This window comes from Bacillus sp. JJ675 (genome assembly GCF_036963165.1).
Taxonomy (GTDB): Bacteria; Bacillota; Bacilli; order Bacillales; family Bacillaceae; genus Bacillus; species Bacillus glycinifermentans.
Window position 1 is genome coordinate 6940 of record NZ_JBALMR010000129.1, and the last position, 9658, is coordinate 16597.

General features: G+C 44.9%; 10 protein-coding genes and 1 pseudogene (1 of these 11 cut by a window edge). 2 read left to right on the forward strand and 9 right to left on the reverse strand.

Going from position 1 to position 9658, the window contains the following annotated elements; all coding sequences use genetic code 11:
• The 6 genes from V7126_RS23830 to V7126_RS23855 form a co-directional block, all read right to left on the reverse strand.
• Positions 1-825 carry the 5' portion of a M24 family metallopeptidase gene (locus tag V7126_RS23830; RefSeq protein ID WP_335499848.1) on the reverse strand. 225 nt of this gene lie to the left of the window's left edge, so 825 of the gene's 1050 nt are visible here — the first part of the coding sequence; its start codon is at positions 823-825; its stop codon lies off the left edge, out of view.
• A gap of 123 nt (positions 826-948) precedes the next feature.
• Positions 949-2856: a heavy metal translocating P-type ATPase gene (locus tag V7126_RS23835; RefSeq protein WP_048353030.1), complete on the reverse strand. Its 1908-nt coding sequence runs from the start codon at positions 2854-2856 to the stop codon at positions 949-951.
• 256 nt (positions 2857-3112) lie between these two features.
• Positions 3113-3610 (reverse strand): endospore biogenesis thiol-disulfide oxidoreductase StoA, encoded by a 498-nt coding sequence (gene stoA / locus V7126_RS23840; RefSeq protein ID WP_082142490.1) that lies wholly within the window; start codon positions 3608-3610, stop codon positions 3113-3115.
• A gap of 56 nt (positions 3611-3666) precedes the next feature.
• Positions 3667-5007 (reverse strand): polysaccharide biosynthesis protein, encoded by a 1341-nt coding sequence (locus V7126_RS23845; protein ID WP_216899151.1) that lies wholly within the window; start codon positions 5005-5007, stop codon positions 3667-3669.
• 105 nt (positions 5008-5112) lie between these two features.
• Positions 5113-5715: a cell wall hydrolase gene (locus tag V7126_RS23850; RefSeq protein ID WP_216899153.1), complete on the reverse strand. Its 603-nt coding sequence runs from the start codon at positions 5713-5715 to the stop codon at positions 5113-5115.
• 235 nt (positions 5716-5950) lie between these two features.
• Entirely contained in the window at positions 5951-6127 is a 177-nt protein-coding gene (locus V7126_RS23855; RefSeq protein WP_373688024.1) for a hypothetical protein, read from the reverse strand.
• 188 nt (positions 6128-6315) lie between these two features.
• Here V7126_RS23855 and V7126_RS23860 point away from each other — a divergent pair, with 188 nt between their 5' ends.
• Entirely contained in the window at positions 6316-6504 is a 189-nt protein-coding gene (locus tag V7126_RS23860; protein WP_006638423.1) for a YkvS family protein, read from the forward strand.
• A gap of 262 nt (positions 6505-6766) precedes the next feature.
• Here the strand turns inward: V7126_RS23860 and V7126_RS23865 are convergent, their stop codons facing one another.
• Positions 6767-7255: a GNAT family N-acetyltransferase gene (locus V7126_RS23865; protein WP_175077533.1), complete on the reverse strand. Its 489-nt coding sequence runs from the start codon at positions 7253-7255 to the stop codon at positions 6767-6769.
• 115 nt (positions 7256-7370) lie between these two features.
• Positions 7371-7604, reverse strand: coding sequence for a hypothetical protein (locus tag V7126_RS23870; protein WP_175077532.1), 234 nt, complete (start codon positions 7602-7604; stop codon positions 7371-7373).
• Positions 7605-8002: 398 nt separating this feature from the next.
• Between V7126_RS23870 and V7126_RS23880 the strand changes: the two genes are divergently transcribed.
• Positions 8003-8512 (forward strand): DinB family protein, encoded by a 510-nt coding sequence (locus V7126_RS23880; RefSeq protein ID WP_175077531.1) that lies wholly within the window; start codon positions 8003-8005, stop codon positions 8510-8512.
• Positions 8513-9448: 936 nt separating this feature from the next.
• Here the strand turns inward: V7126_RS23880 and V7126_RS23885 are convergent.
• Positions 9449-9658, reverse strand: a pseudogene (locus tag V7126_RS23885) (preQ(1) synthase); the annotation flags it as partial.

Sequence of the window (9658 nt, forward strand, 5' to 3'; positions counted from 1 at the left end):
ATCGAGATCGCCGATTCTGACGCCGGGCCTGCTCATTTCAAGGGCAGCGGTTTCGGCTTGGAGGACGGTTTCGTAAATGTCTTTTTGGCGGTCGCTCGCGTTTTTGAAGACGAGCGTCCTCGTAATGTCAGAGCAATACCCGTCGATGATGACGCCCAGATCAAAAAGGACAAAATCGCCCGTTCTTAATGTCCGGCTGCCGGGATTGCCGTGCGGCTGGCCAGATTTTTCCCCGAATAAGACCATCGTGGAAAACGACATCCCCTGAATTCCCTTTTTCTTCAACTCATATTCGATTTTGGCGACGACATCGATTTCCGCGATGCCCTCTGTTAGAGCGGCTGCCCCCGCTTCAACCCCGTAGTCGGCAAGCTTTGCCGCTTCGCGGAGAATGCCGATTTCCTTTTCATCCTTAACGACGCGAAGTTCGTTCAGCTTTTCTTCCGCGGAAACGAGTTCCGCCCCATTTGTAACGTGCTTCAGCATATCGGCGCGCGACAGGGAGATCGCTTCTTTTTCGACTGCGACCTTCGCAAGGCGCAAGCCGCGTTTTTGGAGCGCGGCTGAAATGAGATCCCACGGATTTTCATGATCCTCATATCCGATGATTTCATACGCCCAGCCGGCCTCTTTCGCCTGATTTTTCTCCATCAGCGGACAAACAAAAAACGGCTCCTCATGCTGAAACACGAAAACGCCCATCAGCCGTTCATGCGGGTCTGTATAAAAGTGAGTCAAATAAAATACATTTTCTTTTGAATGGATAAAAGCTGACGAAATATCTTGTTCCTTCAGCCAGGATGAAAGTTGCTCAATTCTTTTCACGTCCGGTTCCCTCCTAAAAACATGTTGCTTCATCTATATATTGTAGCAGTTTTTTAAGGCGCGTGCCTGATGAAGGCCGGGAAAGGAAAAGGCTGCCGGTTGACACGGCAGCCTTTTGCTACATTAAGATTTTAAAAGCCTGAGTCCGTTTAAGATGACAAGCAGCGTGCTCCCTTCGTGGCCGATGACGCCGAGCGGCAGGTCGAGGATCTGGAGGAAGTTGCTACAGATCAACAGGCAGATGATGCTGAGCGAAAAGATGACGTTTTGTTTAATGATCGTGTTCATTTTCTGTGACAGCCGGATCAGTTTCGTCAATCCCTTCAAATCATTTTTCATAAGCACGATATCCGCCGTTTCGAGCGCTACATCAGTCCCGCCTCCCATGGCGACTCCCACGTCGGCGGACGCGAGAGCTGGTGCATCATTGATCCCGTCTCCGACCATGACGATCGTTCCGTACGTTTCCTTTAGCTTTTCCGCTTCCGTTACTTTGCTGTCAGGCAGACATTCGGATACGACGATGTTCAGTCCCGCTTCCCGCGCGATGGCCGCTGCTGTTTCAGGCTGATCGCCTGTCAGCATCGCAGTCTGAATCCCGAGGCGGTTCAGCTCGCCGATGACCTCTTTCGCCTCTGGCCTGATTTGATCCTTGAGCGCAAAGCAGCCTGCGAGCCGGTCGCCTTTTTTTACGTACACGACCGTTTTTCCTTCCTCGGACAGACGCTTAACCGAATCTCCAAAGGCGCGGATGACCTCACCTTCGCCGACATAGCCGGCTTTGCCGATAAGCCATGTTTCTCCTTCGAATTGCGCTTTCACCCCGAATCCCGAAGTCTCTTCAATCGATACGTTTGCATCAGGGTGAATTCCTTTTGCATCGGCGTACTCGACAATCGCTTTTGCAAGGGGGTGATTTGACTGCTGTTCGATCACAGCCGCGGCGGTCAGGCATTCGTTTTCGGCGATGCCTTCGGCAAGAAGCATATCTTCAACGGCCGGTGCTCCGTACGTGATCGTTCCCGTTTTATCCAATGCGACGATTTTGCTGTTTCCGAGCTTCTCAAGAAAGACGCTTCCTTTAACAAGCAGGCCGTTTCTTGCCCCGTTTGATATCAGCGACAGTGCGGCAGGCATGATCGACGCAACAAGCGCACAAGGCGAGGCGACGACCATAAACACCATCGCTCTGTAGAATGTCTCGCTCCAAGTCCAGCCGAGCATATAATGCGGCAGAAAAAGCAGCAGTCCGACTGCGATCAGAACGCCTTTCACATATACATTTTCAAAGCGTTCAATAAACGCTTGCGACGGAGATACGCTGTTTTGCGCAGATTCGACCAGCTTAATGATTTTTTTGAAAAGCGAGTCCTTGTTCGCCTTTTTGACGCGGACAGTCAAAGAGCCGTTTAAATTGACGGTGCCCGCAAAAACGGCATCTCCGCCCTTTTTTTCAACAGGAATCGATTCGCCCGTAAGCGCGGACTCATCGACACTTGTCTGTCCTGATTCGATTTCACCGTCAGCTGCGATTCGTTCACCGGGTTTGACCATGATGACGTCTCCCGCCTCAAGCTCCGCTGCCGCAACCTTTCTCTGTCTCCCGTCTTCCAATCGGACGGCTTCTTCCGGTTCCAATTTCATCAGGGATGTCAAGTCGCGTTTGCTTTTATTTAGCGTATATGTCTCAAGGGCTCCGCTGAGGGAGAAAATAAAAATCAAAATTGCGCCTTCCGCCCAATAGCCGATCAGGGCGGAGCCAATCGCCGCAAATATCATCAAAAGCTCAACGTTCAGCGTCTTTTCCGATAACGTTTCAAGTATCCCCTCTTTTGCTTTGGCAAAGCCCCCAATGCAAAAAGCGGCGAGAAAAAGGGCGGCAGACAGCGCTTCACGGGCGGAGAACAGCCAGCCTGCGGCAATCAGTATGCCTGATAAAAGAGCCGCAGCCAATTCGCCATGCTGCCTTACATAGTCAAAATTGAAAATCGGATGCCGATGCTCAGTCTTATTTCGAATCTCTAATTGCATTGTTGGTTCCTCCTAATTGAGAATGTAATTCATCGTCAATTTCCTTATAAAAAACAAATTGCCGCCTTCTACGGCAGCATAAAAAGTAAAGATTTCAGTCATTTGATAGCTATTCCCGCTTTATGCGATGCAAAAACGGGAACGTTCATTTTTATTATAGCATGGTATCTTCACGTTTCAACTAATAATTATTATAATTTCTTTTTGATATTAATTATCATTTGCATCAAATCATAAAAAAAGCCGAAAGAAATTTTCAGCTTTTTTTCTCCGCCCATTCCTTCATTTGTTCAACGGTGATCGGCCCGACGACCGATTTCTCCAGCTCCCCTTTTTCGTTAATGAAAAACGTCGAAGGGATCGTCATGACGTTGTACGCCTTCATTATGTCTCCATCGCGGTCAAAAACGATCGGAAATGACAGGTTGTTCGCTTTAATAAAACGATTCACCGCCTGTTCGTTTTTCTCCGCATTCAAGAGGTTGACGGTAATAAGTCTTACGTCTTCATGCTTCTTATCGTAATAGGATTGAAAGCGGGGAAGCTCTTCTCGGCACGGCGGGCACCAGGTCGTCCAAAAATGGATGATCGTTTTTTGCCCTTCGGCGGGAATGACGACCCGCTCTCCTTCTATCGTTTTCATGTGCATCACCGCCGGCGACACATGTTTGGCGGCCGCAGAAGGCTGAAAAGCGAACATCCCTGCCAAAAGCAAAAAAATAAGTGAATAACGCATCATGCCATATCTTTTCATCGTATCTCCCTTTCTTTTTTTATTAGCTTCCCCGGGAGACGAAAAAACTATGAAGATCAGCGGCTCTCGATTCGCGGAGATCCCGTTTTATTTGTTAACATCAAGGTCACGCCCAGCTCCTTGCAAATCGTGACATAATGGAGAGCCGTCAAAAGAAGCATTCCTGTGTTCATCGCGAGAATAACCCCCGTCATCTGCAGCTCCTCCATCGAACCGAGGATATACATCATCAAAAACGATACGGCGCTTGCCCAGACATTGTGGTAAAAGGCGTCTTTGACAAGGCCCATCCCGATCAGGCATGCTTGAAACGGCATCACAAAAAAGTGGAATAAAAAATACGGCCAAAGCAGCTTCAGGTAAAACGCCGCTTTTACTGAATCAAAAAACAAATGGGTCAGCGGTTCTGCAAAATGATACATCACCATCACAGACGGTATACCGTAAAGCAGCGTGATGAAAATCGCCTGTTTGATCCGTTTGATGACCCTGTCGTATTGCCTGTACGCATAGCTTTCGGAAATGCTCGGAATCATGACGACCATAAGCGAATGGGCGATAAAAGCCGGAAAAAAACCGATCGACATCGCAACTCCCGAAAGCATGCCGAACTGATCGACGGCCCCCGTTTTAGAAACGCCCGCGGCAATCAGCGTCCCTTTCACCAAAAAAGGTTCGACCGCATTTGTGACGGCATGGAAAACACGCATGCCGGTAGTCGGTATGGAAACGGTGAGCAGCCGTTTCAGCACATCGCTTCTCCGCAAATGGACATGCTGCCCCTTTGCGGCGGCCCGCCTGACCAAAATAAACTGGGAATACAAATAAACGAACACGACGACTTCGCTTGCAACGAGCACAAACACTGAGATCAACACAGACGTATCGATTTCAAAAGAATACCATTGAAAAAATAAAAACAAGCCGATCAGCTGAAAGATTTTTTTCAATGCATTTGCCGTCGCGATTTTCCCCATTTGCTGGACGCCCATAAAGTAGCCTCTTGCAATCGAGGTAAATGCGACGGTTGGAATCATGCCGATCACAAGGCCTCTGATAAAAGGATGGTAAGAATCAAAAATCGGGATAAAGGGAAGGATGACGGCGGCAGCCGCCGTGGAAAACGCCGTACAAAGCGCCGTCAATCGAAAAGCATGTTTCAGCATGCTTTCATGCAGCTTCGGATTGGATTCCGCGATAAATTTTGATATAGAAACGGGAAGTTCGAGACTCGCGATCACCACAACCAAAAATATTGAAGGTAAAACACTCATATAGAGCCCCATGCCATGCTCCCCAAGCTCCCGCGCGAGAATCATGTTAATGACGAACTCAAGGCATTCTGCAAAAAAAGCAGCTACCGATAGAAGAATAATTCCTTTCACAAAACGGTTCATGAGGTCTCTCCTTGTCTCACTGGTTATACCCCATCATATGAGACAAGTTCAAAAATTATTTTATTTTTCATGCTATCAAATATAAAAAAGCCAAGGCTTTTGCGGTCAAATCGCAAACACATGATTGCCGATGCGTTTGACGATTTTTCTCGTTTTAATCCAGTTGTCTGATGCAGTGTCCGGATTATAAAAGTATAAAGCGTTTGTTTCTTTTTTATGTTGATCGACCGCTTCTTCGACAGCTTTCTTCGATTCGCGGTCCGCTTTATGGTTGATGCTCCCGTTAAGAACAGGCTCAAAAGCGTTTTTTTGGTAAATCACGCTTTTTACGCTGTCGGGAAACCCATGGTGCTCCACACGGTTCAGCACGACGTCGGCCACAGCGACCTTTCCTGCAAAAGGCTCGCCTTTGGCTTCAGCGTGCACAAGCCTTGACAATAAATCTTTCTCCCCGCCCGTCAATTTCGGCTCTTCTTTCTCTTCGCCTTTCCTTTCATGGCGCGGCCGGGGCGCAAGTTCGATGATCGTTTTTTCATCGGTCATATGGGAAAAAGCAGGATGTGGTTCCCGGTCAATGCTTGAAAGCAGCCGGTCCATTTCCTGTCTGTCTTTTTTCGAGAATATCTTGACGGCCTGTGTATGTTCGATTTTTGCCGCAGGGAGCATGCAGATTATAAAAGCAGCTATCGCAGCAATTTTCGATTTCATTCCATTCCTCCTAGTCAACCACTTCGAAAAAACATATGTATTACGGTAGCAAGACAAACCGTTCATTTCACTAATAAATTTTTGGCAGGCCTTCCATCAAAGCGTCCAGCTGGCACATTATTGTATAGACAGGGCACGGATTTTACAGAAAAAAACAAAACATCCAGCAATACTTGTGCTGAATGTATAGGATTTCATCATATAAAAAGGCTTTCTCATCGGTTGAGAAAGCCTTTTAGCTTCTTGGCTCTTTCATGTATTGAAAAATGACGTCTCCCCCGCGCTGGGCAATCCCCCGAAAGTGCTTGAAATCCTCCTGCTTCGTCAAGATGGCTCTAAAAGAAAGAAAATCCTCTTTTTTCACGCGAAATTCATGAATGTTTCCCGATCTCAAGTTCTCGATGTGCTCCATAGCATTTTCCTCTGTCAACTTGTCCCTCTCCTTCCTTTTAAAAATCACCTTTAACTAATTAACTATACCACTAAGCAAAAACGCGTACAACAATTGTCACGTTCTCCCCCATTTCGCTTTACTTCTCTATGAAAATATTGCAAAATACTTTCAATAGGCAAAAACATTTTATAAGGAGAGGAAGCCACGTGAAAATTGCAAAAGTCGGGAACGTCATCGAATTTAAAAACGGACTCACCGGAGTCGTTGAAAAAGTAAACGAAAACTCGGTCATCGTTGATGTCACGATTATGGACAACTACAGAGACTTAGAATTGGACTCCTTAACCGTCGTCAACCATAAAAACTACAAAATTATAAAAGACTCCTTTCATTAATCAAATCTCCGATTCATCATGTTTTTCCACGCAATCTGCAACAATTTCCGCACGAGCTTCTAAAGAAGGAAAAACCGCCGTCTGGCTGGGTACGGCGGTTTTTCTCGATCTTCCTGCATTACCTAATGTACCTTTCTCCCATAAAATTAATGGAAATCAAGTCTATTCTATATAAAGAAGCACACAAAAAATGAATATTGACACAGAAACCTCGTTAGAAGGAACGGTATTCGCCTGATTCCTTTAGAAATAAAACATAGAATTAATTTCCTGCTCTCAGCTTTTTTACGAAAAGTAATTCATCCCGGATTGGAATCCCGTTATCGGCTTTCAAAGGAATCTCAGGTTTTATTTTTCTGGCTTTTTCAACTGCGTTCACATACAATTCCGCAAACGCATAACCTCTCTTTTGATAAAAGCCGATCGCCCTTATATTATCGTTGGTTGTGATTAACTTCACGCTTTCGCACCGTTCTTGCTCAGATGCCCGCTCCACTTCTTTTAAAAGGGCAGACCCGATCCCTTTATTTTCAATGATGCTGTCCAATGAGACAATTTCGCATTCGTTTTCATCCATGACGAACGTAATTAAACCTATGATGTCCCCTTTTTCATCCAATGCGGCATAACCTTCTAATTCATCGCATTGAAATGAACCATTGGAATTTACCATGACAGGGCTCCCCCAATGTGTGCTAAAAAATTGCGCAACCGCCGATTTCGGCAAATCGCTTGTTGGCATGACTTTCATTTCTTCCCCTCCCTGTATTTTCCCATTGTTTTTCAATCTTTTCATATTATAAACTTGTCATACATTAGTCTATATCGTGTATGCACAAAGCCTAGCGATACGGCTGTCGGTAAATTTATTTATTTTTCCCTGCATTTGAAGTATTCATTATCAATAAGATAAAGAACGAAGCAATCAAACAAAAAATAATGTCTGTTGCATTCAATGTGTTAAATTGAAATAGCTTTTTTATTCCGAGAATCATCATAAACCCGAAAAAACAGATGGTAAAGAGAGCCAATCCAAAAAACCTCACCTGTCTTGGAATAGACAACCAGCATTTTAAAAGCTTTTCAGAGATTTTGCTCATTTCCCCATCCCCCTATCCATAAATTCACAGTTGGAAACGTTGTACCTTCTAGTCGTTCCTCTAAAAGAATCGGAAACGGCCGCCTTTATTGATAACAATCGATTATTTATAGTTTGCATTCCTGCTCAAGTCTCTCAAAAATTAAATTGCATTCAAGAAGATAACAACCGTCTCTGCTAATTTTATCGTTATTGATGATATATTTCTATGCCTGGCGCAGAAGGGCTTGCAGTATGTAACGCGGCAGTTTAGTTTAATAAAGTGATAGATTCAGCTCTGTAATAAAGATTGTTCATTTATCTCAAAGTTTGATTAAATCAGGTATTTAATGATGATACCCATTTGTGTATAATTAGAAGAATATTCTGATATTTATTATTTCTACAGGTGGGATAGTGATGGAAAAACACGAATATGAGTGGATAAAACAAACGAGACAGGTTTTGCTAGACCAGTGTAAAGAATTGAACGGCAATGATTTTACAAAAGAGTTTGGATTTGGTTTTCAAAGTATAAGAGATTCTTTAGTTCATGTGGCGGGTTGTTATCATGCTTGGCTGGGGTCTTTTGTGCTTTCAGAAACATCTTCACCACTATTAACAAAGGAAGCAATCAATGGTATGCAGATAGAGGATATTCAACATTATTTTCAACAGGCGAATGTATATGTAGATGCTGTATTTGAACAATTCACTGATAAATTTGATGATATTATCGAAAAAGAGCCTTCTTGGAAAGTAGGCAGTGGGGCTGTAAGAAAAACGCCACACCAATTACTAATCCATTCTATTACGCATGAATTTCATCATAAGGGGCAAATTGTAGCAATGCTACGGTTGCTTGGTTATATTCCTAAAAATACAGACATTTTGGGACTACCTGAAAAGGAATTTGCTATACATAAATAATAGATAATGAGTTATTAACCTAACGGGGTGACGGCGTTTCGGTTACGTCTAAGCCGCTGTATAAGCGAAAGGAACTGCTGGCCGGCCTGAATACCGATCATCCTAACGTTAAGGTAGTCGATAGTGTGCGCAGCCGTGCTGCGGATTACTTGAATTAGTCCGCGAGAACAAGATCGAGGGGACGTTATGGAGCGCGTTGATTCGACTTATGCGGAGAACAGGCGGTCAGATCGCTGGCTGAAGGTCGTGAATTACGAATATATCGACGTTTTCACAACTGGAATTTTCGTACTTGGACGGACAATATCCGGTATTATGAGTTTATGCCGAACGATGCCCAGCGGAGGTTGAGCGGATATACGTTAAGAAAGCGGGGAAATCCGTCTATATTGAGCCGATTGGTTGCCGGGTGATACCGATTCAAAACAAAGAAAGGTTGCTGCGGATTCCTTTGTTTCATGAATGGCGTTGAATTGGACGGTCATAATCAGAGGTTGAGACGGATGGATTACGAAACAAAGGGCCATGATATTATGATGATAAGGAGTATCCGGACGTTCGCCATGAACGCTGCGGAACTGCGATTACACGTAAACACCACGAAATACGAACGATGAAGATACGGGATAGGCGACGAACAGACGAACGAAGACGTAAATGAGACAGATGACGGTGTGATCTCATTTTTACACACTTCGATTAACGAATTGAATCGCGCTTCATATTGACGATCTAACATCCGGTCCAGCACGCCTTATAATATCCGGTTAAATTTCAAATAAAAAAAAGACGCGTAACAGCACGCGTCTCGGTCACAACCGCAAACAATCTCCTCGCCCAGTCCACCACTGCAAAATGCCGTTTTTTTACGGGTCACACTATCTGATATATTGCGTGGTCTCACTTCGTTTCACACTCCGCTCCAAAACGGAAACATCAACGATTATCCACCGTCTCCGGATACAAATCATGATTCATCAAGCGGTATTCCGCCATTTTCTCGTATTTCGTCCCCGGGCGGCCGTAGTTGGTGTACGGGTCGATCGAGATGCCGCCCCTTGGCGTGAATTTGCCCCAGACTTCGATGTAGCGGGGGTCCATCAATTCGATCAAATCGTTCATGATGATGTTCATGCAGTCTTCGTG

What these genes read in the sequence shown, in the direction of transcription:
- V7126_RS23835 (WP_048353030.1), bottom strand. Translation starts at nt 2,856, where the DNA reads ATGCAATTAGAGATTCGAAATAAGACTGAGCATCGGCATCCGATTTTC.
- stoA (WP_082142490.1), bottom strand. Translation starts at nt 3,610, where the DNA reads ATGAAAAGATATGGCATGATGCGTTATTCACTTATTTTTTTGCTTTTG.
- V7126_RS23845 (WP_216899151.1), bottom strand. Translation starts at nt 5,007, where the DNA reads ATGAACCGTTTTGTGAAAGGAATTATTCTTCTATCGGTAGCTGCTTTT.
- V7126_RS23850 (WP_216899153.1), bottom strand. Translation starts at nt 5,715, where the DNA reads ATGAAATCGAAAATTGCTGCGATAGCTGCTTTTATAATCTGCATGCTC.
- V7126_RS23855 (WP_373688024.1), bottom strand. Translation starts at nt 6,127, where the DNA reads ATGGAGCACATCGAGAACTTGAGATCGGGAAACATTCATGAATTTCGC.
- V7126_RS23865 (WP_175077533.1), bottom strand. Translation starts at nt 7,255, where the DNA reads ATGAAAGTCATGCCAACAAGCGATTTGCCGAAATCGGCGGTTGCGCAA.
- V7126_RS23870 (WP_175077532.1), bottom strand. Translation starts at nt 7,604, where the DNA reads ATGAGCAAAATCTCTGAAAAGCTTTTAAAATGCTGGTTGTCTATTCCA.
- V7126_RS23880 (WP_175077531.1), top strand. Translation starts at nt 8,003, where the DNA reads ATGGAAAAACACGAATATGAGTGGATAAAACAAACGAGACAGGTTTTG.